This window comes from Streptomyces sp. NPDC001536, assembly GCF_042894505.1.
Lineage (GTDB): Bacteria > Actinomycetota > Actinomycetes > Streptomycetales > Streptomycetaceae > Streptomyces.
The window spans coordinates 100,250-121,444 of sequence record NZ_JBIAVQ010000003.1 but is presented as its reverse complement, the minus strand read 5'-3'; the positions used below and the strand labels follow the sequence as shown (position 1 = coordinate 121,444).

Annotated in this window: 17 protein-coding genes and 1 pseudogene; 15 read left to right on the top strand and 3 right to left on the bottom strand. The window is 70.3% G+C overall.

Going from position 1 to position 21,195, the window contains the following annotated elements; all coding sequences use genetic code 11:
- Positions 1–48 precede the first annotated feature (48 nt).
- On the top strand, positions 49–1,314 hold the full coding sequence (locus tag ACFY0U_RS09490; RefSeq protein WP_388632691.1) for a hypothetical protein: 1,266 nt from the start codon (positions 49–51) through the stop codon (positions 1,312–1,314).
- 17 nt (positions 1,315–1,331) lie between these two features.
- Here the strand turns inward: ACFY0U_RS09490 and ACFY0U_RS09485 are convergent, their stop codons facing one another.
- Together ACFY0U_RS09485 and ACFY0U_RS09480 are read right to left on the bottom strand one after the other, a co-directional pair.
- Positions 1,332–2,330, bottom strand: a complete 999-nt coding sequence (locus ACFY0U_RS09485; RefSeq protein ID WP_388632688.1) for a UDP-glucuronic acid decarboxylase family protein — start codon at positions 2,328–2,330, stop codon at positions 1,332–1,334.
- 32 nt (positions 2,331–2,362) lie between these two features.
- A complete protein-coding gene (locus tag ACFY0U_RS09480) occupies positions 2,363–3,862 on the bottom strand; it encodes an AMP-binding protein (protein ID WP_388632686.1) in 1,500 nt (499 codons plus the stop codon).
- A 326-nt stretch (positions 3,863–4,188) separates the two neighbouring features.
- Between ACFY0U_RS09480 and ACFY0U_RS09475 the strand changes: the two genes are divergently transcribed.
- From ACFY0U_RS09475 to ACFY0U_RS09420, 12 genes and pseudogenes are all read left to right on the top strand, one after another.
- Positions 4,189–4,440, top strand: a complete 252-nt coding sequence (locus ACFY0U_RS09475; RefSeq protein WP_388632684.1) for an acyl carrier protein — start codon at positions 4,189–4,191, stop codon at positions 4,438–4,440.
- Positions 4,441–4,496: 56 nt separating this feature from the next.
- Entirely contained in the window at positions 4,497–4,796 is a 300-nt protein-coding gene (locus ACFY0U_RS09470; protein WP_388632681.1) for a hypothetical protein, read from the top strand.
- On the top strand, positions 4,793–6,109 hold the full coding sequence (locus ACFY0U_RS09465; protein WP_388632679.1) for a B12-binding domain-containing radical SAM protein: 1,317 nt from the start codon (positions 4,793–4,795) through the stop codon (positions 6,107–6,109). The genes ACFY0U_RS09470 and ACFY0U_RS09465 overlap by 4 nt, the downstream gene beginning before the upstream one ends.
- Positions 6,096–7,115, top strand: a complete 1,020-nt coding sequence (locus ACFY0U_RS09460) for a radical SAM protein (protein ID WP_388632676.1) — start codon at positions 6,096–6,098, stop codon at positions 7,113–7,115. Before ACFY0U_RS09465 ends, ACFY0U_RS09460 begins: the two co-directional genes overlap by 14 nt.
- 39 nt (positions 7,116–7,154) lie before the next feature.
- Entirely contained in the window at positions 7,155–8,465 is a 1,311-nt protein-coding gene (locus ACFY0U_RS09455) for a sugar nucleotide-binding protein (RefSeq protein ID WP_388632674.1), read from the top strand.
- A 575-nt stretch (positions 8,466–9,040) separates the two neighbouring features.
- Positions 9,041–9,253, top strand: a pseudogene (locus ACFY0U_RS09450) (hypothetical protein); the annotation flags it as partial.
- Between the two features lie 639 nt (positions 9,254–9,892).
- Positions 9,893–11,245: an L-fuconate dehydratase gene (locus tag ACFY0U_RS09445; protein ID WP_388632671.1), complete on the top strand. Its 1,353-nt coding sequence runs from the start codon at positions 9,893–9,895 to the stop codon at positions 11,243–11,245.
- A complete protein-coding gene (locus ACFY0U_RS09440; protein ID WP_388632669.1) occupies positions 11,242–12,009 on the top strand; it encodes an SDR family NAD(P)-dependent oxidoreductase in 768 nt (255 codons plus the stop codon). The genes ACFY0U_RS09445 and ACFY0U_RS09440 overlap by 4 nt, the downstream gene beginning before the upstream one ends.
- Positions 12,010–12,063: 54 nt before the next feature.
- On the top strand, positions 12,064–13,107 hold the full coding sequence (locus ACFY0U_RS09435) for a sugar ABC transporter substrate-binding protein (protein WP_388632666.1): 1,044 nt from the start codon (positions 12,064–12,066) through the stop codon (positions 13,105–13,107).
- A gap of 46 nt (positions 13,108–13,153) precedes the next feature.
- Positions 13,154–14,752: a sugar ABC transporter ATP-binding protein gene (locus ACFY0U_RS09430; RefSeq protein WP_388632663.1), complete on the top strand. Its 1,599-nt coding sequence runs from the start codon at positions 13,154–13,156 to the stop codon at positions 14,750–14,752.
- Positions 14,745–15,842 (top strand): ABC transporter permease, encoded by a 1,098-nt coding sequence (locus ACFY0U_RS09425; RefSeq protein ID WP_388632660.1) that lies wholly within the window; start codon positions 14,745–14,747, stop codon positions 15,840–15,842. Before ACFY0U_RS09430 ends, ACFY0U_RS09425 begins: the two co-directional genes overlap by 8 nt.
- A gap of 135 nt (positions 15,843–15,977) precedes the next feature.
- Positions 15,978–18,440 carry a SpoIIE family protein phosphatase gene (locus ACFY0U_RS09420; RefSeq protein ID WP_388632657.1) on the top strand — a complete coding sequence of 821 codons (2,463 nt, stop codon included), beginning with the start codon at positions 15,978–15,980 and terminating at the stop codon, positions 18,438–18,440.
- A 10-nt stretch (positions 18,441–18,450) separates the two neighbouring features.
- Here ACFY0U_RS09420 and ACFY0U_RS09415 read toward each other — a convergent pair whose 3' ends face one another.
- Positions 18,451–19,488 (bottom strand): serine hydrolase domain-containing protein, encoded by a 1,038-nt coding sequence (locus tag ACFY0U_RS09415; RefSeq protein WP_388632654.1) that lies wholly within the window; start codon positions 19,486–19,488, stop codon positions 18,451–18,453.
- Between the two features lie 60 nt (positions 19,489–19,548).
- On the opposite strand from ACFY0U_RS09415, the gene ACFY0U_RS09410 reads away from it, so the two are divergent.
- Complete coding sequence (locus ACFY0U_RS09410) at positions 19,549–19,986, top strand: DUF3052 domain-containing protein (protein ID WP_388632651.1); 438 nt, start codon at positions 19,549–19,551, stop codon at positions 19,984–19,986.
- Between the two features lie 63 nt (positions 19,987–20,049).
- Positions 20,050–20,946: a glycosyltransferase family 2 protein gene (locus ACFY0U_RS09405; protein ID WP_388632648.1), complete on the top strand. Its 897-nt coding sequence runs from the start codon at positions 20,050–20,052 to the stop codon at positions 20,944–20,946.
- The last annotated feature ends 249 nt before the right edge of the window (positions 20,947–21,195 follow it).

Genomic DNA, 21,195 nt, shown 5'->3' with positions numbered 1-21,195 from the left:
CCGGTCGTGGGCAGCCGGATCCTGCCTCTCACAGCGGAAGGAACAGCCATGCTCCGACACACACGAGCCTCGAAGGGCCTCCTGTCCTGGCAGCAGGAGGCAGGGCTCCACCGGGAGTCCGCCTACGGCCGGTACTCGCCGGTGAGACGGGTCTTTGCGATTCCGGACGAGATGAGCGACGGGGAGTTCGCGACCCGCCTCGCGCACATCGTCGACCGGGAGGACGCCCTGCATCTGGTCGGTGCCACGCTGGACGGCGGGGGTGCCACGTCCTACCGCCAGTCTTTCCCGCTGCCTCTCCGTCACCTTTCCTGCACCGCCGAGGAGTTGGAGCACGCCGCCAGGGCAGCCGTGGCTCCGCCGCGGAACGGTGGACCCTGGTGGGAGGTCGCCGTGCTCCATGGGCCGGACGGAAGGCGATATGCGTCCTGTGTCTTCGACCATCTGGTCAGCGACGGGTACAGCGTGCTGCTCCTCCAGAACGAGCTGACCGGCCGCGGGCGGCGTGAGCGGTCCTCCGCCGCGGGCGCCTACCAGGAGTGGGTGGCCTGGCAGCGCCGGGAGTTTCCCCGTGACGGAGGCGGTGCGGGAGCGTCGCGTGGCTTCTGGCTGCGACATCTCGACGGAACCACGGCGGACCGCCCCACCCCGCTTCCCTTCACGACGGACGCCGCCGGAGGACAGCCCGGGCTGGTCACGACGATGACGCGGGACCTTCCACTGACGTTCGACGATCTCCGAGCAGCCGCACAGGTCCTGCGTGCGACGCCGTTCCTGCTGGTGTTCGCCAACCTGATCGCCGCCGTCTCCCAGCTGAGCGGCTCCGAGGACATCACCGTGCGCGTGGCGGGCACCGGCCGACGGCCCTCCATGGCCGGCGCGCTGGGCTGGTTCGCGGACGCCTTCCCCATACGCACCCGGGCGACGGGCATCGCGGATCCCCATCGGGCGCTGGCCGTTGCCCGCCCGCTCACCGCACGGATTCTGGGCACGCCGGCAACGGCCCCCTGGGAGTACATCCGGGCACTGTCCTCCGCCTCGGACGTCGGGGACGCCAAACGCCAGATCATGCTGAACTTCGCGCCGGACGAGACCCCCCAGCTCTTCACCGAGGCGGAGGGCGAGCACACCGGGCCGGGCAGTGCCGACGCCCTGCACCTGTTCGTGAAGTCCGGCCCGGAAGGCAACTGCCGGCTGGCCGCGCTCGTCGACCACGGCGTCTTCGCCCCCGAGGGCGTGCGGTCGTTCCTGGACGACGTGGGTCACGCCCTCGCGACGATGGCCAGACCCCGTCAGCGGGTCGAGTCGGCCTGATCCCGCGCTGTTTCCCCTCACAAGGCCGAAGATGCGTTTCCGGCGGGTTCGAGCCTCTCGTCACCCCGAGAGGCGGCCCTGACCTCGCCGGGGACGGAACGGAACCACTCCACCGTCCGGCGCAGCCCCTCGGCCGCGGGCACGGACGGACGCCAACCCAGGGTCTCCCAGGCCCGGTCGATGACCGGGCATCGGCGTGCGGGATCGTCGACCGGCAACGGGCGGTGGTCGACGACGGAACGGGAACCCGTGATCTCCAGGACGAGACGCGCGAACGTCTCGATCGTCAGCTCCTCCGGATTGCCGAGATTCAGCGGCCCGGGCGCCGCCGTGTCGGCCATCGCGAGCAGTCCGCGAACCAAGTCGTCGACGTAGCAGAAGCTCCGGGTCTGTGTGCCCTCGCCGTAGAGCGTCAGCGCTTCCCCATTGAGCGCCTGAGTGATGAAGTTGGTCACCACCCGGCCGTCGCTCGCCTTCATCCGGGGTCCGTAGGTGTTGAAGATCCGGACGATTCCCGTGTTGACGCCCAGAGTGCGCCGGTAGGCCGCGGTCAGAGCCTCGGCGAATCGCTTGGCCTCGTCGTACATACTGCGCGGCCCGACGGGATTGACGTGGCCCCAGTAGTCCTCCGGCTGAGGATGGACAGCCGGATCGCCGTACACCTCGCTGGTGGACGCCAGGACGAAACGGGCACCGTCCCGGTGGGCCACACGCAGGGCGTGCTTGGTGCCGAGGCTGCCCACGGACAACGTTTCCAGCGGGCGGGCTTGGTAGTCGGGTGGCGATGCCGGACTGGCCAGGTGGAAGACGACGTCGACGGCCGGTGTGACCTCGACGTCCTCCGCCAGGTCAGCCTCCACGAAACGAAAACCGGGATGTCCGAGAAGGTGGGCGATGTTGGACATCCGGCCGGTCGAAAGGTTGTCGAGGCACACGACCTGGTCGTTGCGGGCCACCAGCGCGTCGCACAGGTGCGAGCCTATGAATCCGGCGCCGCCGGTCACGAGGATCTTCAATGTGTCTCCTCCAGTGAATCGTGAAGCGTCGCTCAGACCGGAAGGGCACCGGACTGGGCCCTGTGCAGCAGCGCTCGCCGGTCGACCTTGCCGTTGGGCAACAGGGGGAGCTCGGGCTGCGTGATGATCCGGTCAGGTACATCGGGACCGAGCTCTCGGGCCAGGGTCCTGCGCAGCCCGCGCGTCCACGCTGGGCCGTCCTCGGCGGCCGGCAAGCCTGCGACGTACAGGGCGAGGTCTCCCGAGCCGTCGGCGTGCACCTGCACACAGCAGGCGGCCGTGACGCCGGCGAGGGAGCGTGCCGTCTGCTCGATGCGTGCACAGTCCACGAACTTGCCGCGGCGTTTGACGAGTGAGTCCAGCCGCCCCTCCACGACGAGCAGCCCGTCGTCGTCCAGCCGACCGCGGTCACCGGTGACGAAGGTGGTGATCCCGTCGGATGTACGCCGGAGGGGGTTTGTCTCAGGGGCTGCGTCATCCAGGTACCCGAGCGAACCGTGCGGAGTGGAGATCTCGATCTCGAACGGCTCGCCCCGGTGGGGCAGGTCTTTCCCTGCGGCCGTGGGAAGGGCGCCCGGTCGAAGCGCCAGAGCTCGCATCGAGGTCCCCGGCAGCGGTCGGCCGACGGGCTGCGCTCCGGGGCGGGGACGTGGGCCGACGCGATACCAGAATTTGGCGAGCGTGGTCTCCGACGGACCGTAGAGGTTGAGGATCTCAGTTCCCGGTGCCACGCGACGCCAGTTGCGCACGTGTGCGTCGTACAACGGCTCCCCCGCGAAGAGGGTCCAGCGCAGCCGTGGCAGGGAACCGCCGTTCGCGGCTGCCGCCCATCTCGATGCCAGGCCCGGCACGGCATGGACGACCTCGATCCCTTCCTCAGCCAGCCAGGGCACGATGCGCGCTCGGCCGGCCGCCACGCTCGGCTCGGGCACGTGGAGCTCGCCGCCGCTGCACAGCACGGGGAGAAACTCCCGAAGGACGACGTCGAAGGAGGGCGAGGTCAGTAAGGGGACCCGGTGGGGCCGGGAGCGCAGACCGAGAACGTCGATCTCCCACTCCACAAAGTGCCGCAGCCCCTTCTCGCTGCCGACGATCCCCTTGCGCTTGCCCTGGGTTCCCGAGGAGAAGACCAGGTAGCCCGCGTCCGGGTGAAGGACCCGCGCGGTGCCCGCGGCCGTCGGATCGAGCAGTCCCCGAGCCAGGTCCGCGACGGCCGCCGGGCGGGCCGTGGTCAGGAGGTCGTTCATCTCGGCTGCCGGGAGTCTGGGGTCCAGCAGCAGCGGTATCAGGCCCACTGCCCTGGCGCCCAGCCAGGCCGCTGGGATCGCGGCCGGTTCGGTGGACGCCAGGGCGATCACCGAGTTGGGGGCGGCGCCGAGTGCCGCCATCCGGTCGGCCCAGTGGCGGATCCGGTCCCACAAGTCGCCGTAACTGAGCGCACCACCACCTTCCACGACAGCCGGCGCATGGGGCGTCCTGTGCACAGCGGTGTGGACAGCCGTGAGCGGCCAATGGTGTTCCGCGGCATTCATGGCATCGGCCTCCGTCCGTCGCCCGCGGATCCACGCCCGGGGCAGGCGTGGACGGCAAACGGTTCCACGCGATCGCGGCAGGAGGCGAGACGTTCGAACACCGGTCGCCGCAGCACCGATTTCGCGGCAACCCACGTTCGAACAGCGGGTGTTCATGCGGAGCCGGGATCGAGGCCACGCTGCATATGGTCGTGAAATCAACAGTCCGCAGAGTTCGCGGCACTGCTCGTCGTGTCCGCGAGCGGAGCTCCGGCCGCCAGGCACGCCTCCGGCGGCTGCCGGAAGCCGTCATGACCGACGCCCGATCCGGAAGGTCGAGACGAAGCATGCGACACACACCCAGCCTCCACGACTTCACCTCCCTGGTCCGGGACGTCGTCGGTGCCACCGAGATCGCGCCGGAGGCGGGCTTTTTCGAGATAGGCGGGGACTCTCTGGCCGCCCTGGAGCTGTCGGCGGCAATCGAGACGTCATGGGGCGTGTCGATAGGGATCGACGTCGTCATGACCGCGGCCGATCTGGGTGACCTCCACGCGGACATCGTGCGGGAGGTCGCCCGGTTGCCCGACGACACATGACCGGCCCCGAGTTTCGGCAACGGTCCGCACCTACGGACGGAAACGAGTGATCACAGATGCCAGAGAAGGATGTACTGAGTGCGGTCTTCGTCTCCCACGGACTTCAGGAGAGCGAGTGTCCCGCCTCCTCCGCGCGTTCCATACGCGTCTTCGTGGACCGTGACCTGCGGGCCGAGATCCGGCCGGACCTCGGAGGACGCGTCGAACTCACGTGGCGCGACGGGCTCATCGGCCTGCTCTGGCGCGGCTGGCATGTGAGTTTCGGACCTGGTACGCCGACCGCTGTCATCGCGGGCGCGGTCCGCGCCGCCCGGGACTCGCTCACGCCCGAGGCACTCGCGGAGGCTGGTTCATGAGGCTCGTCTACTTTCAGCCGCGTCTCAATGCGGAGCGCAACTACCGCAACGGTGCGGGAGCGGAACAGGTCTGGACGCCCTGGTGGGCGCTGCTCCTTCACCAGTACGTGCCCTCCGACGTCCACGCGGAGCTGATCGACGCCCGCACCGACGCGAGCTGGGAAAAGGCGCTGGAAGCAGCGCTCGGTCCTGATGTCCTGCTCGCCGTGTCGGTGATGACGGGACACGCGATCCGCGACTCGATCCACGCCAGCAAGGTGGGCAGGGCGGCGGGGGCCCGGGTGGTCTGGGGCGGCCCGCACGCGACCCTCTTCGCCGAGGACCTGGAGCGCGAACCGTACATCGACCACGTCATCACCGGCTTCGGCGCTCGTTCCTTCGGCCGGCTGGTGGAATCGCTGCGCGCTGGTGCGCCCGTCCCGCGGACGACAGACAGCCGGGGGGCTGCCGGGCCCATGCTGGTGACGCTCAGCCGCGGGCCGACGCACGCCGAAAACTTCGCTCCGGATCTGACCCTGGTATCCGACTGGTCCCGTTATCTCAACGCCGATCAGGCCATCGGGCACCGTGCGGTCAATCTGATCACCTCCGAGGGCTGCTTGCGTCGTTGCACCTACTGCTCGGAACCCGCCACCTCGGGCCACTCCTGGTTGGCGTACGACGTGGAGCAGTGTGCCGACGTGGCGGCGGAGGTCATCGAGCGAGCCGACGCGGACAGCCTGAAGCTGCACGACCCGAACTTCCTCCAGGACCTGCCCCGCGGAGTGCGCTTCGGACAACTTCTGCAGGAGCGTGTCGGCAAGCCGTGGGCCGCCACCCTGCACCCGAGTGATCTGCTCGACATCGCGGACGACGACCTGGCGCGTCTGTCCGCCAGCGGACTGCGCCGGGTACTGGTGGGGCTGGAGAGCCCGGTGCAGGAACTGGTCAACCTGGCCGGCAAGCGGTACGACGTCACGCGGATCCCGGAGATCGCCACCAAGCTCGCCCGGCATGACATCGCCGGCATGTTCACCTTCATCGTGGGCTGGCCCGGCGCAACCGAACCGCACTACCAGCAGACCATCGACAGCGCCTTCGGCATCAAGGACGTGTCCGCCGAGCACCAGGCGAAGATCCATTTTCTGGAGCCATGGCCTGGCACCCCGATCTTCAAGCTGATCTCACGCACCCTTCCACAGCCCATCCGCACCACAGAGGACTGGGCCAACATCGACTACTACTTCGCGCATCTGCCCAAGCTGCATTCGACGGAGTGGGAAGTCGCCATCCGCCAAGCGAACGAGGAGCTGTCCCCGTATGTCGAAGCCTGAGGCCGACCCGGTTTACGTCCGTGCGTCCGTGTGGCCCAAGTGCGACCTCGTCTGCCACTACTGCCCCGTCGAGGAGGGCATGGAGAACCGGGTCCCCAAACGGTTCGCCGGGGAACGGCTGTCGACCTCCGAATACATCCGCAACCTGGCTGCCATCGCGCGGGCCGGTGTGCGGGGGGTCTCCTTCACCGGTGGCGAACCGACGCTGCGGCCCGATCTGCCGGACATCATCCGCGCCGTCCGCCCGATGTTCGATCGTGTCGAGCTGACCACCAACGGTGCTCGGCTACCCAAGATGACCGATGCGGTCAAGGAGAACATCGATCTGCTCAAGGTGTCCCTCGACTCGGTGGACACCGGGCAGGTCGCCCTGATCACCGGACGCCGCTTCGCCTTCGACCACGCCCGGACCTCCATCCAGTGGGCGGTGGCCGAGGAGGTGCCGCTGGCTCTGAACGCGGTACTCATGCGTCGTACCTACGCCAACCTGGATCGCACCATCGACTTCGTGCGTGGCCTGGTCCAGGACGCCAAGGCCCCGGTGCACCTGAGTCTGCTCGACTTCTACTACTCGCCCAGCCGGCACTCCGAATGGACGGAGGACTTCCTCCCGACCAACGGCGTCCTGGACCTGCTGACCACCCGGTACGGTGCCCCCGAGGTCCAGGACCGCTTCGGCTGCCGCTTCTACTGGTTTGACGCCGACGGCTTCAGCGTCCGGCTCAAGGACTCGTACAGCGCCACGATGCGCGCTCCCAAGTGCCAGGGCTGCACCAGCTACTGCCAGGAGGGCGTGTACGGAATCAAGCACTCCGTGGAGGGCTGGCTCACCACCTGCCCGAGCGACCGGGAGGACCTCGGAACGCTGCTCGCCCCCAGCCTGTCCGACGCCGAGCTGACCGACCGCGTCCGGCTCGCGCTGCGCGACATCGAGGACGCCGTTCCCGTGGACGACTCCTTCGACATCCTGTGCGCCACCCACGGTCTGACACCACAGGCCGCCTGATCGAGGCACCTGCGTCGGCACACAAGACAAGGAGGCGATATGCCGCTGGTCGTGGGAGCGGACACCTTTCTCGGGAGCAGGCTCGCACGGGAACTCGCACGACACACTCCCGGCCCGGTCACCACCGTCACCGGGCCGGGAGGCGGCGGTGCCCTGGAAGTGGACCTGCACTCCGACGAGGCCCTGGCCGTCCTTCTCGCACGAGTCCACGGCCAGACCGTCTACTACTGCGCGGACTCCGCCGAACTCGGTGGGAGCTTCCCGACCACGGTCAGTTCCGGAACGGGCAGGGGAGAGTGGGCCCGCCGAATCGATGTAGCCGTCCCCCGCGATCTGGCCCGCGTCGCCGGTCAACTGATCTACCTGTCCACCGACCGCGTCTTCGCACAGGAAGGGCCGGTCCATGCGGACGCCGAACCGCGACCCGGTTCCCCCTACGGAGATCTGAAGCTCGAAGGCGAGCGCGCCGTCCTGTCGGCAGCACCCGGAGCTCTGGTGGTGCGCGTCTCTGCTCCGTTCGACGACGACGGCACTCCCACGCACTCCTTCGCCGCTCTCCACACGTTCGAGGCGGCCGACAACGAGACAGCGGCTCCTTCCTACGCCCCGGACGTGATCCGGTCACTGCTCGGCCTGGTCGGCAGGGGAGACCGTGGCGTTCGCCACCTCACCGGCCCCACGCGGCTGTCCGACTACGACCTGCACCAACTGGCCTCGCTGCGCTGGGGCTTCGACGTGACTCCGGCTGTGACATCTCGGCGCGAGCCGATGCGCGAGCCGGTTCCCTCCCCAGGCGTGCGACTCCGTGCTCCTGCCGATGTCTTCGTCCCACGGCGCACCCGTGACGCACGCTCGCGAGCCGCAGCCACGCGACTCACCGTGTTCGACTGTGTGGGTGTGGTGCTGGGCCGCCGTACCTGGAAGGAAGTTGGCGACGGGTTCTGGGATTCCCAGGACGCCTGGGGAGCGCGTACCGGCCCGCTGCCGGAGGCGGACTTCGTGGCAGACGCCTATGGCCCGAATCCGTACTTCTGGCGAGCCCTGCGAGCCATGCCCCTCGATCAGCCACGCGTTCTGGCCAACAACGGCCCACTGGCCTCCTTCGGTATCTGGGAACGCAGGTACGGGTTCCCGCAGATCTTCGATCTGGTCATCAACTCCGAGCGGGAGGGGTACAGCAAACCGAGCCCCGCGTTCTTCTCTCAAGTGGCGAGCGTCGCCGGGGCTGGAGCGATCACCCTGATCGACGACACGGAGGACATCGTGCGGGCAGCACGCCGTCATGGCTGGGGCGCGGCCCGCTCCACCCTCGTGTCCACATGGCCGGTGGAGGAGTATCAGTGGGAGTGAGCGAAACCAGGTCAGCGCCACCCACTTACGGCGCCCTTCAGCCGACATGATGGAGGAACTCCAGCGCAGTTGCCGCCAGACGACCTGGACCTCGACCAGGTGCTGACGGACGCGGACGCCCTGTCGCTGATGCACTGGGACACCGAACCCCGCCACGACGACATCACCACCCGTATCCAGGGCGCCATCGCGGCCAAAGCCACCCTGGAAACCGCCAAAGGCATGATCGCCGCCTACCGCGAGGCGACCATCCCCCAGGCCGCCACGCCTCCTCGCCGACCGCGCCGCCCGACATCACCTCAGCCTCGCCGACACCGCCGTCGCCCTGGGCAACCGCACCATCGGTCCAGCCCTCATCCCCCACACGCCGGCCGGCCGACCACGCTGCCCGCCGGGCAGAGGTCCCGCACCGCAGTTGGTCAGGTAGCGACACAGCCGGTACAGGCGGCTGCGGCACGATCGGTCTGGGCTGTGGTGTGAACGCGTCGTTGAGGGTGAGGCGTCCACGGTCGCCGCGCACAGTGTGGCCTGGACGGAGGCAGGTGACGGGCGGGCTCGCGGGGTACGGATGGTCTGTGATCACCAAACGCGATGATGCGTCTCGTGGGCTGACGCGCGAGGAGCTGCTTGCGCTGCCGGCGGCCGTGGACCTGGAGACGGCGAACCGTGCGCTGTCCCTCAGTCGTACTACGGGATATGACCTTGCCAAGCGTGGCCGGTATCCGTGCACGGTCCTGCGGCTCGGCAACGCCTACCGGGTCGTCGCCGCCGACCTGCTCAAGCTGCTCCACATCGACGTACCAGGGCCCCCAGGCGTCAACGAGACGGCGGCTGTCCCGCCCGAGGCGCAAGGAGGCGGCCTTCCGTCGAGCTGTTGTTGCTGCGCGTGGCACTGCGCTCGTCAGCGTGAGGCGTGTGGGCGGGGAGGCCACGGATGATGGTGATCGGTCTCGTGTGTGGGATTTCGACAAGCCGTGCGACGATGGTGTCGCTACCGTGCTTGTAGGCCGGTTCATCGCCCTGCCGAAGGGGCGGGGAGCGCAAGGGGAACGCGGACGCCTGTGGACGGTGCAACACAGCGTAGGAGCAGCGGGACTGTGATCAGTGCCCTGATCTGCGAAAACAGGATCTGACACGATCGCGTGGCACACCTCGTCACGATCCCTATCGGGCTCGTAATGCGTAGGTCTCGGGTTCGAATCCCGAAGGCGGCTCCATATGTGACCAGCGGTTTCCTTCGGGGAGCCGCTGTTCTGTTTTTCGCCCGGCCGTCGTGCTGGTGGCGATGGGGATCAGGCCTGGGAGACACAGTCGTGCGCGCGATGCGCTCGGGTCATTTGGGCGATATAGAGTCATTTGGGTATCCGAGCTTGCCGTCTGGCCTGAGTCTGTGGAGTCCTTCCGATGACGTCGATGAGCCGCCTGCCATGAGGCCCCACCCGACGCGGGGGCGGATCACGGCGCTGGACGCCTGTGACATCCGGTTTCCCACGTCGCGTCGGCTGGAGGGATCGGACGCGATGCATCCCGATCCGGATTATTCGGCGGCGTATGTGATCGTCCGGACCGATGCCGGGGACGGGGTGGAGGGGCATGGGTTCTGCTTCACCATCGGGCGGGGCAACGAGGTCGCGGTGGCGGCGATCGACGCGTTGCGTCCGCATGTGGTGGGCCTTTCGGTGGGGGAGGTTCTGGCCGATCTCGGGGGGTTCTGGCGCTCGCTCGTCGGCGACAGCCAGCTTCGGTGGCTGGGGCCCGAGAAGGGCGTGGTGCACATGGCCATCGGGGCCGTGGTGAACGCCGTATGGGATCTGTACGCGAAGCGGGAGGGGAAGCCGCTGTGGAAGCTGCTGGCGGATCTCGCGCCGGAGCAGGTGGTCGCGTTGGTCGACTTCCGCTATCTGGAGGACGCGCTGACGCCCGATGAGGCGCTGGGGATTCTGCGGCGGGCGCGGGGCGGGATGCGGGAGCGGGAGGCGCGGCTGCTCGCCGAGGGGTATCCGGCGTACGCCACGTCCCCGGGCTGGCTCGGTTACCCGGACGGCAAGGTCGCGGGGCTGGCCCGGGAGGCCGTGGACAGCGGGTTCGAGCAGATCAAACTCAAGGTCGGCGCCGACCTGGACGACGATGTGCGGCGCTGCCGTACCGCGCGGCAGGCGATCGGACCCGGGGTGCGGATGGCACTGGACGCCAACCAGCGCTGGGGGGTCGAGGAGGCGGTCGGGTGGGTCCGGCGGCTGGCGGAGTTCGACCCGTACTGGATCGAGGAACCGACCAGTCCGGACGACGTTCTCGGTCTCGCGGAGATCCGCCGGCAGGTGGCGCCGGTGCGGGTGGCGACCGGCGAACATGTGCACAACCGGGTGATGTTCAAGCAGCTGCTCCAGGCGGACGCGATCGACTTCCTCCAGCTGGACGCCTGCCGGGTCGGGGGAGTCAACGAGAACCTGGCGATCCTCCTGCTCGCGGCCAAGTTCGGGATCCCCGTGTGCCCGCACGCGGGCGGGGTGGGCCTGTGCGAGCTCGTGCAGCATCTGGCGATGTTCGACTATCTGGCGGTCTCCGGCACCGTCCAGGACCGGGTCATCGAGTACGTGGACCATCTGCACGAGCACTTCCTCGACCCGGCCGTGATCGTCCGGGGGCGGTACGTGGCCCCGACCGCCCCCGGATTCAGCTCGGCGATGCGGCCCGAGTCGCTCGCCGCGTACGCGTTCCCCGGCGGCGCCGCCTGGCGGGTCCCGGACGGCGTGCCCCCGGCCGAGGGCACCCCGGCATGAACAGCGGGGAGGAGTTCCAGGGGCTGGCCGCGGTCGTCACCGGCGGTGCGTCCGGGATCGGTCTGGCCACCGCCGAGACCCTGGCCGCGCGGGGGTGCCGGGTGGCGGTGCTCGACCGGAGCGCCGGGACCGTGCCCGCGCGGCTGCACCCGGTGCGGGCCGATGTCGGGGACGCCGTATCGGTGGCCGACGCGGTGAAGCGGGTGGCGGAGCTGTTCGGCGGCCTGGACGTGCTGGTCAACAACGCCGGGATCGGCGCCCGGGGCACCGTCGAGGACAACGCGGACGACGAATGGCACCACGTACTGGACGTCAATGTCCTCGGCATCGTCCGCACCAGCCGGGCGGCACTGCCGTATCTGCGCCGCTCGCCCAGCGCGGCCATCGTCAACACCTGCTCGGTCGCGGCGCTGGCCGGGCTGCCGCAGCGGGCGCTGTACGCGGCGAGCAAGGGCGCGGTGCTCGCGCTGACCCTGGCGATGGCCGCCGACCACATCGGCGAGGGCATCCGGGTCAACTGCGTCACCCCGGGCACCGTGGACACCCCCTGGGTGCACCGGCTGCTCGAACACTCCGACGACCCGGAGGCCGAACGCGCCGCGCTCATCGCCCGCCAGCCCACCGGCCGTCTGGTCACCGCCCAGCAGGTCGCGGACGCCATCGCCTATCTCGCCGGGCCGCTGGCCGGTGCCACCACCGGGACGGCGCTCGCCGTGGACGGAGGGATACAGGGCATCCGCCGACATCCGGACTCCTTCCACTGACGCGACCGGCCACTGGCCGACATCGAACCCTCCATCCACTCGGAGCCGAGCACCATGAAGCGACGCATCGCCGCCGTCGGAGCAGCCCTCGCACTCGGCTGCGGGCCGGCCCTCACCGCCTGCGGCGGGGGTACGAGCAGCACCACCGACAACGCCTCGGGCGAGGTGGGGGTGGTCCTGCCGCTGCTCACCTCGCCGTTCTGGGAGTCGTACGACTCCTACATCCCCGAGCAGGCGGCCGCCCAGGACGTCCGCGTGCTCCAGACCGTGAACTCCGACTCCGATCCGAGCAAACAGCTCACCGACATCCAGAACCTGCTCGCCCAGGACGTGAAGGGCCTGGTCGTCTCGCCGCTGGACTCCGCGGCGATCGTCGCCGGGCTGAACGCCGCGCAGCGCGAGGACGTGCCGGTGGTCGCGGTCGACGTGGCGCCGGACAAGGGCAAGGTCGCGATGGTGGTCCGGGCCGACAACCGGGCCTTCGGGGAGAAGGCCTGCCGGGAGATCGGCGACGCGGTGAAGACGGGCAAGGTCGTACAGATCCAGGGCGACCTGGCGTCGGTCAACGGGCGGGACCGGTCGGAGTCGTTCAGCGCGTGCGTCAAGAAGAACTACCCGGGCATCAAGGTGCTGGACATTCCCGCCGGCTGGAAGGCGGAGAGGGCGGCGGCGGGTCTGGAGGCGCTGTACACCGCCAACCCTGACATCAAGGGCATCTATCTGCAGTCCGGCGGGGTGTATCTGGCCCCCACGCTGAGCACGCTGCGGCGGCACGACGCGCTGGTCGCAGCCGGCCGCCCCGGACACATCGTGATCGTCTCCAACGACGGCATCCCGCAGGAGCTGGACGCGATCCGCAAGGGCCAGATCGACGCGACCGTCTCCCAGCCCGCCGACGAGTACGCCAAGTACGGCATCTACTACATCAAGCGGGCCATGGAGGGCGAGACCTTCCGCCCGGGCCCGACCGACCACGACAGCACCATCGTCCGGCTGCCCAGCGGAATCCTGGAGGACCAGCTCCCTGCACCGCTGGTGACCGAGGACAACGTCGACGACGCGTCGCTGTGGGGCAACCGGATCGGCAAGAGCTCCTGAACCCCGGAAGTCCGCCTGCGCGGGCCGCTCAGGAAGCGAGAGGGCGATGAACGAGACGCCAGGCCCCAACGCCGAGGGCGCTGACCCCCACACCGATGGCACCGGCCACCGCACTGACCCCCACGCCGAAGACACCACCCCCCACCCCCTCGCCGAAGCCCACGGCATCCACAAGCGCTACGGACCCACCGTGGCCCTGGACGACGCGCGACTCACCGTCCGAGCCGGTGAGTCGCACGCCCTGGTCGGCCGGAACGGGGCCGGTAAGTCGACGTTGGTGGCCATCCTGACCGGCATGCAGCGCCCGGACCGCGGTGTCGTCCTGTTCGACGGCGAACCCGCGCCCGACCCGGCGGACCGTGAGGCGTGGCAGCGGCGGGTCGCCTGCGTCTACCAGCAGTCGACGATCATCCCCGACCTGACGGTCGCCGAGAACCTGTACGTCAACCGGCAGCCGACGGTGCGCGGCCAAGTGATCAGCTGGCGGCGGATGCGCGCGGCGGCCCGCGAGCTGCTGGACGCGTGGGGTGTGGAGGTCGACGAGAACGCGCCGGCCGGCCGGCTCAGCGTCGAGGACGCCAAGATGGTGGAGATCGCGAGGTCGATCTCCCGCGGCACCCGGTTCATCGTCCTGGACGAGCCGACCGCCCAGCTCGACAGCCGGGCGATCGACCGCCTGTTCACTCATGTCCGGCGGTTGCAGCGGGCCGGGATCACCTTCCTCTACATCTCCCACCACCTGGAGGAGGTCTACGCCGTCTGCCAGGCCGTCACCGTCTTCCGCGACGCCCACTGGATCACCACGGCGCCCGTGGGCGAGCTGGGCAGGACCGAGCTCGTCGAGGCGATGACCGGTGGGCGGGGCACGGCCGCGGTCCCCGGTTTCGGGGCGGCTCGGTCACTGCCGGCGGACGCGCCCGTGGCCGTACGTGTGGAGAGGCTGAGCGGCCCGCATTTCACGGACGTCAGCTTCGCCGTCCGGTCCGGCGAGACGGTGGGGCTGACCGGGCTCGCGGGCTCCGGGAGCCAGCAGGTCGCCGAGGCGCTGGCCGGGCTGTACCGGCCCGACAGCGGGCGGATCGAGGTGCTCGGCCGTCCGACGCGGCCCGGCAGCGTCCCCTCGGCGCTCGCGGCGGGCGTGGGGTGTGTGCCGCGCGACCGGCACCATGAAGGGCTGGTACCGGAACTGTCGGTGGCCGAGAACGCCTCCCTGAGCATCATGGACCGGCTGGGGCGCCTCGGCGTGATCTCGCGCCCGGCCCGGGACGCCTTCGCCCGGCGGACGATCACCGGTCTCGACATCACGACGGACGGCCCGCACCAGCCGGTCAAGGACCTGTCGGGCGGCAATCAGCAGAAGGTCGTCATGGGCCGGGCGCTGGCCACCGACCCGGCCGTACTGGTGCTCATCAACCCGACGGCGGGTGTCGACGTGCAGTCCAAGCGGGCGCTGCTGGCGGTCGTCGACCGGGCCAGGGCGGCGGGACGCGCGGCGCTCGTCGTCTCGGACGAACTGGCGGACCTGCGCGGCTGCGACCGCGTCCTGGTGATGTTCAACGGCTCTCTCGCCGCCGAGCACCCCGTCGGCTGGACCGACGCGGAACTGGTGGCCTCGATCGAAGGGGTCGGCACCGGCCATGAATGACACCGCGCCGAACGGCCCGACGAACCGGGGCCCGACGAACGGCGGACCGGCGAACGGCGGCACGACCAAGCCCGGCCCGCCGCCCGGTGGCGGGCCGCCGGACAGAGCCGCCCGCCGTCCCGTCCGCGCGATCGCCCTGGGCCGGACCCGCGACCTCGCGCTGCTCCCCGCGGTGCTCCTGCTGCTGGTCATCGGCGCGCTCAGCAACGAGAGCTTCCTGGAGCGGGACAACCTGCTGAACGTGCTCAGCGCCTCCTCGGCGCTCGGACTGCTGGTGCTCGCCGAGGCGATGATCCTGGTCAGCGGGAAGATGGACCTCTCGCTGGAGTCGATCGCGGGGCTCGCCCCGGCCCTCGGCTTCATGGCCGTGATCCCGGCCGTCTCGGCGGGCTTCGGCACCGAACTGCCCACCTGGCTCGGCCTGCTGATCATTCCGCTCACGGGGGCGCTGATCGGGGCCGTGAACGGCCTGCTGATCGTCAAGCTCCAGCTCAACGGCTTCATCGTGACCCTGGCGATGAACATCGTGCTGCGCGGGGTCCTGGTCGGCATGGTGTCCGGCAAGACCCTGTTCGACGCCCCCGCCGCGTTCCTGGCCCTCGGGTCCGACACCTGGCTCGGCGTGCCCGTCTCCGTGTGGGTGACCGGCGCCTGTTTCGCCGGCGCCGGATGGGTGCTGCGGTACCACCGGCTGGGACGCGCGGTGTACGCGGTGGGCGGCAACGCACCCGCGGCGCGGGCGGCGGGCATCCGGGTCGACCGGGTGGCCTGGGGAGTCCTGGTCATCGGTGGGACGCTGGCCGCGGTGGCCGGGCTGGTGATCGCCGGGCGGGTCGGGGCGATCAACGCCAACCAGGGACAGGGCCTGATCTTCACCGTGTTCGCGGCCGCCGTCATCGGCGGCATCAGCCTGAGCGGCGGCAAGGGATCCCTGGCCGGGGCGCTGCTCGGGGTCCTGCTGCTGGGCATGCTGGAGAACCTGCTCACCCTGGCGCAGGTGTCGTCCTTCTGGATCCAGGCCATCTACGGCGCGATCATCCTGGTGGCGCTGATGACCGCCCGGCTCATCACCGGCGAGGGCCAGGAGTAGAGCGGCCCACGAGCGGGTCCACGAGCCGCTCCACGAGCCGTCCACGAGCGGCCCACGAGCCGTCCGGCGGGAGCAGCGCCGGTCGATAGCCCATAGAATTGACCCATATGCCACCCGCCAGATGGGACGGCTGTCATGAAGGTCCCCGAGGAGGCACCACCGGACGGAACGCATGGACCGTTCGAGATGGCGGATGTGGCTGCCGCGGTGATCGACGCGAAGGGCACGGTCATCGGCTGGACGGGGGCCGCCGAGCGGCTCCTGGGATACCGCGCGGAGGAGGTCCTCGACCGCTCCGCCGCCACGTTGCTGGCGCAGCCCGAGGACGCGGCACGAGCGGCCGAGGTCGCGCAGGCGTGCGGGGCCCGGGAGAGCCGGGTCGGCCTGGTGGGCGCCCGGCACCGTGACGGCCGCCGGCTGGAGGTCGGGTTGCGGGTGACCGCGATGTCCGACACCGACGACCGCAAGGCCTGGCTCGTATCGGCGATCGACGTGTCGAAGGTTCCGACCTGGGCGGTCGGCGGGGAGGTGCTGGAAGCCTTCCTCACCCGCTCACCGCTCGGCATGGCGATGCTCAGCCCGGACCTGCGGTACGTGTGGATGAACGACACCCTGGAGCGCTACGGCGGTGTGCCGCGCGAGGAGCGGATCGGGCACCGGATGTCGGACTCGCTGCCGGGTCTGAACACCGAGGCGCTCGAAGCGAAGATGCGGCAGGTGCTGGAGACCGGCGTACCGGTCATCGACTACGAGTACCGCGGCTGGACCTGGGCGGATCCGCACCACGAACACGCCTACTCCACGTCCTTCTTTCGGCTCGACGCCCCCGACGGCACCCCGCTGGGCGTCTGCTACATGGGCATGGACGTCACCGACAGATGGCGGGCCCGCGAGCGCCTGGCCCTGCTCAGCGAGGCCAGCGCCTGTATCGGCGGCACGCTGAACGTGATGCGCACCGCCCAGGAACTGGCCGACTTCTCGGTACCGCGGCTCGCCGACTTCGTGACCGTCGATCTGCTGGAAGCGGTGCTGCACGGCGACGAACCCGGTTCGGGGCCGGCCGACAGCGCGTTCCTGCTGCGGCGTGCCGGGCAGCAGTCGATCCACGCGGGCTGTCCGGAGTCGGTGGTCGCCACCGGCGACTTGATCGACGCCCCCGGTTCCTCGCCGTACTTCGAGAGCATGGTCAACGGCACCTCGGTGCTGGAACCGTTCCTGGACCCGGCCACCGCCCCGTGGATCGCGCAGGACCCGGCACGGGCCAAGAGCATCGCGGAGTACGGGATGCACTCGGTGATGTGGGTGCCGCTGTCCGCGCGCGGCACCGTGATGGGCGTGGCGACCTTCATCCGCATGGAACATCCGCAGCCGTTCGAGGAGGACGATCTGCTGCTCGCCGAGGAGCTGGTCGGCCGGGCCGCGGTATGGGTGGAGAACGCCCGTCGCTACACCCGCGAGCACGCCGCGGCGCTGGCCCTCCAGCGGAGTCTGCTCCCGCAGGGGCTCAACGGGGGGACCGCCATGGAGGTGGCCTCGCGCTACCTGCCGGCCGATGCCGCGGGCGGGGTGAGCGGCGACTGGTTCGACGTGATCCAGCTGTCCGGCGCCCGGGTCGCCCTGGTCGTCGGTGACGTCGTCGGGCACGGCCTCAACGCGGCGGCGACCATGGGCAGGCTGCGCACCGCCGTACAGACGCTCGCCGACATGGATCTGCCGCCGGACGAGCTGCTGGCCCACCTGGACGACCTGGTGATCCGCCTGACGGAGGAGAAGGGCGGCGACGACGAGCCCATCGCCACGGCGGTCCTGGGCGCCACCTGCCTCTACGCCATCTATGACCCGGTCACCCAGCTGTGCACCATGGCCCGGGCCGGACATCCGCCGCCCGCCGTGGTCACCCCCGGCGGCAAGGTCTCCTTCCCGGACCTGCCGGCGGGCCCACCGCTGGGCCTCGGCTCGCTGCCCTTCGAGTCCGCCGAGATCTCCCTGCCCGAGGGGAGCCTGATCGCCCTCTACACCGACGGCCTCATCGAGAGCAGCGACCAGGACATCGACGTCGGGCTGTCCCGCCTCAGCGATGTGCTCGCGCAGTCCGGCCTGCCGCCGGAGGAGCTGTGCTCGGCGGTCGTGACCAAGCTGCTGACCGGCCCGCAGACCGACGACGTCGCCCTCCTCCTGGCCCGCCCGCACGCGCTGGGCGCCGAACGGGTCGCCTCGTGGGACCTGCCGACGGATCCGGAGATCGTCGCGAGCGCCAGGAAACTGGTCACCCGCCAGCTGCTCGGATGGCAGCTGGACGACCTGGTGATGACCACGGAACTGGTGGTCAGCGAGCTGGTCACCAACGCCATCCGGCACGGCACCGGGCCCGTCCGGCTGCGGATGATCCGGCACGACAAGCTGATCTGCGAGGTGTCCGACGCCAGCAACACCTCGCCCCGGATGGGCCATGCGCGGACGACCGACGAAGGCGGCAGGGGGTTGTTCCTGGTCGCCCAGATGACCCGCCGTTGGGGGACCCGCTACACCCGGTCCGGGAAGATCATCTGGGCGGAGCAGGACCTCCCGGGGCGGACGGGCGACCAGGGCGGGCGCTGACGGTTCCCCTTCAGCATGGCGGGCCGTCCGGTCGTACCGCCTCCGACACCTGTGCCAGCAGCCCCTCCACCCCCGCCCCCCACCGCGAACTGATCACCAGCTCCCGCGCCGGATCCACCCACAGCAGATGCGCACCCCCGTTCCCACGGGCGCAGCGGCCCGTCGAAGGGGCCGTGGGCCAGACCTTGCGCTCGTCGTTGAGCCACCAGGACAGGCCGTACTCCGGCTTGACCGGGCACGGCGTCCAGAGCTCCTCGATCCAGCGGGCGGAGACCACCTGAGCGCCGTCCCAGGCACCGCCGTTCAGGCACAGGAGGCCGAGGCGGGCCAGGTCGAGGGCGCTGATCCACAGGCCGCCGCCCCAGTGGGCGCCGCCGGAGACCACGGGGAGGCCGTCGGCGTACGCGGAGTCGTAGCCGTGCCAGGACCAGGTCGGGGAGGCGCCGATCGGGGTCATCACGCGCTCGCGCAGGACGTCCGGCAGCGGGCGGCGGAACAGGACCGTCAGGGCCAGGGCCGTGAGGTTCACGCGTACGTCGTTGTAGGCCCAGCCCTCCCCGGGCGGGCCGCCCGCCGACTCCGTGCCCTCGCGGGTGCTCTGGGCGTCGGCCCAGGTGGGCTTCCCCCACAGCTCGCCCTCCCACTGGCTCGTCTGGTCCAGCAGATGGCGCCAGGTGATCGCCCGCGCGTGGGCGGAGGCGAAGTGGGGCAGGTCCAGCACCGCCGACACCGGCTCGTCGAGGCGCAGCAGGCCGTCGTCGTACGCGATTCCCGCCACGAGGGACAGCACGCTCTTCGTCGCGCTGTACGCCATCTCCTCGCGCGCCGGATCGCCCCAGGACGCGATCACCGTGCCCCGCCGGACCACCACCCCGCTCGCGCCGCCGCCGTCCAGGAGCGGGCCCCGCACCTCGCGGTGGGACGTGTCCGCCACCTGGGCCGCGAGATATGTCGCCATGTCCTCGACGCCGGGCACGGGGCGTGCCGCCTGCTCCCGGACCGCCGTCGCCAGCGCCTCGCGGTCCACACCCGCCCATGGGTCCACCATGTCCACCTCCGCAGGCGGACATACCCGCCCCGGCCCGTCACGATGGGAGGAGCGGAGGTGATGTGCGTGACGAACGGATACTCCGGTACGCCCCTGGCCCGGAAGATCGGCGTCAAGAGCGGGCAGCGGGTGGGGCTGCGGCACGCGCCCGAGGGGTGGGACATTCCCGGGCTGCCGGACGGGTGCGAGGTCGTGGCGGGCGGGCCGCGCGGGGTCGATGTCGGTGTCGCCTTCTACCGGGAGCGGCGGGAGTTGGCGGCCGAGGCGGCCCGGCTCGTGGCCGACCTCGCCGACGAGGCCATGCTGTGGATCGCCTGGCCCCGGAAGGCGGCCGGGCATGGCAGTGACATCACGGAGAACGATCTGCGGGACGTCTTCCTCCCGCTCGGTGTCGTCGATGTGAAGGTGGCGGCGCTGGGGCAGGACTGGTCGGGGCTGAAGTTCGTCCGCAGGAGGGAGAACCGGCGTACGGATCACGCTGCGAATCCGCGTACATGAGAAGTCCTTACCGTGAACGGCTAGCATCGCGGCGGTACTTGCGAGCCGGGATGAGGTGAGGGCATGGGGGAGGCGCTACGCGTCGCCGTCGCCGTCGTGACCATGGGGAACCGGCCGGAGGAGGTCGACGCGCTGCTGGAGTCCGTGGCCAAGCAGGACGTGGCGCCCGCGCGGATCGTGATCGTCGGGAACGGCTGCCGGCTGCCGGAGTTCGCCGAACGGCTGTCGCTGCCCGGTGAGGTCACCGTCGTGGAGCTGGAGGAGAACCTCGGCTGTCCCGGCGGGCGCAATGTCGGGCTCGCGCGGCTGCGGGAGTTCGGGGACGTCGACGTCGTCGTCGAGCTGGACGACGACGGGCTGCTCGTCGACGCCGATGTGCTGCGCCGGGTACGGGAGTTGTTCGCCGCCGACGGACAACTGGGCGTCGTGGGCTTCCGGATCGCCGACGAGCACGGGGAGACCCAGCGGCGGCACGTGCCCCGGGTCGGCGCCTCCGATCCGCTGCGGGGCGGATATGTGACTGGCTTCCTCGGCGGCGGGCACGGCCTGCGCATGGCGATGCTCGACGAGATCGGCGACTGGCCGGCCCGGTTCTTCTTCGCGCACGAGGAGACCGACCTGGCCTGGCGGGCCGCCGACGCGGGCTGGCGGATCCTGTACGCGCCCGAACTGCTGCTCCAGCACCCGAAGACCTCGCCCGCCCGGCACGCCGTCTACTACCGCGTGAACGCCCGCAACCGCGTCTGGCTGGCCCGGCGCCGGCTGCCGCTGCCGCTCGTCCCGGTCCATCTCGGGGTCTGGGTGCTGCTCACGCTCGTACGGAACCGGTCGACGACGGGGCTGCGCGCCTGGTTCGGCGGGTTCGCGGAAGGGATACGGGAATCGGCGGGGGAGCGGCGGCCCATGCGCTGGCGCACGGTCTGGCGGCTCACACGGCTGGGACGGCCGCCCGTCATCTGAGCCGGCTCCGCTGAGAAAGGCCTGCTGAGAGGGCTTCTGCGAGGGGTTTCCGCGAGGAAGGGACGAGGGCCCCGGTCGCTCACCTCCGCCGACCGGGGCCCTCTCGCGTCCCCGGATCCGGCCACGACGGCGACACTCCCCCGAGCAACGCGTCGTACGCGCGCACCCTCGGGCCAGATCCGATGAAGTGATCACATCAGGCGGCACCAACAGATCGCTAACATTGTGGCCAATGGTCTGCTGTGGGGC

Excerpts from the sequence above, each read along its gene's own strand:
- ACFY0U_RS09405 (WP_388632648.1), top strand. The coding sequence starts at position 20,050 with ATGGGGGAGGCGCTACGCGTCGCCGTCGCCGTCGTGACCATGGGGAAC.
- ACFY0U_RS09465 (WP_388632679.1), top strand. The coding sequence starts at position 4,793 with ATGAGGCTCGTCTACTTTCAGCCGCGTCTCAATGCGGAGCGCAACTAC.
- ACFY0U_RS09435 (WP_388632666.1), top strand. The coding sequence starts at position 12,064 with ATGAAGCGACGCATCGCCGCCGTCGGAGCAGCCCTCGCACTCGGCTGC.
- ACFY0U_RS09460 (WP_388632676.1), top strand. The coding sequence starts at position 6,096 with ATGTCGAAGCCTGAGGCCGACCCGGTTTACGTCCGTGCGTCCGTGTGG.
- ACFY0U_RS09420 (WP_388632657.1), top strand. The coding sequence starts at position 15,978 with ATGAAGGTCCCCGAGGAGGCACCACCGGACGGAACGCATGGACCGTTC.
- ACFY0U_RS09440 (WP_388632669.1), top strand. The coding sequence starts at position 11,242 with ATGAACAGCGGGGAGGAGTTCCAGGGGCTGGCCGCGGTCGTCACCGGC.
- ACFY0U_RS09470 (WP_388632681.1), top strand. The coding sequence starts at position 4,497 with ATGCCAGAGAAGGATGTACTGAGTGCGGTCTTCGTCTCCCACGGACTT.
- ACFY0U_RS09425 (WP_388632660.1), top strand. The coding sequence starts at position 14,745 with ATGAATGACACCGCGCCGAACGGCCCGACGAACCGGGGCCCGACGAAC.
- ACFY0U_RS09455 (WP_388632674.1), top strand. The coding sequence starts at position 7,155 with ATGCCGCTGGTCGTGGGAGCGGACACCTTTCTCGGGAGCAGGCTCGCA.
- ACFY0U_RS09490 (WP_388632691.1), top strand. The coding sequence starts at position 49 with ATGCTCCGACACACACGAGCCTCGAAGGGCCTCCTGTCCTGGCAGCAG.
- ACFY0U_RS09410 (WP_388632651.1), top strand. The coding sequence starts at position 19,549 with ATGTGCGTGACGAACGGATACTCCGGTACGCCCCTGGCCCGGAAGATC.
- ACFY0U_RS09445 (WP_388632671.1), top strand. The coding sequence starts at position 9,893 with ATGAGGCCCCACCCGACGCGGGGGCGGATCACGGCGCTGGACGCCTGT.
- ACFY0U_RS09480 (WP_388632686.1), bottom strand. The coding sequence starts at position 3,862 with ATGAATGCCGCGGAACACCATTGGCCGCTCACGGCTGTCCACACCGCT.
- ACFY0U_RS09415 (WP_388632654.1), bottom strand. The coding sequence starts at position 19,488 with ATGGTGGACCCATGGGCGGGTGTGGACCGCGAGGCGCTGGCGACGGCG.
- ACFY0U_RS09475 (WP_388632684.1), top strand. The coding sequence starts at position 4,189 with ATGCGACACACACCCAGCCTCCACGACTTCACCTCCCTGGTCCGGGAC.
- ACFY0U_RS09430 (WP_388632663.1), top strand. The coding sequence starts at position 13,154 with ATGAACGAGACGCCAGGCCCCAACGCCGAGGGCGCTGACCCCCACACC.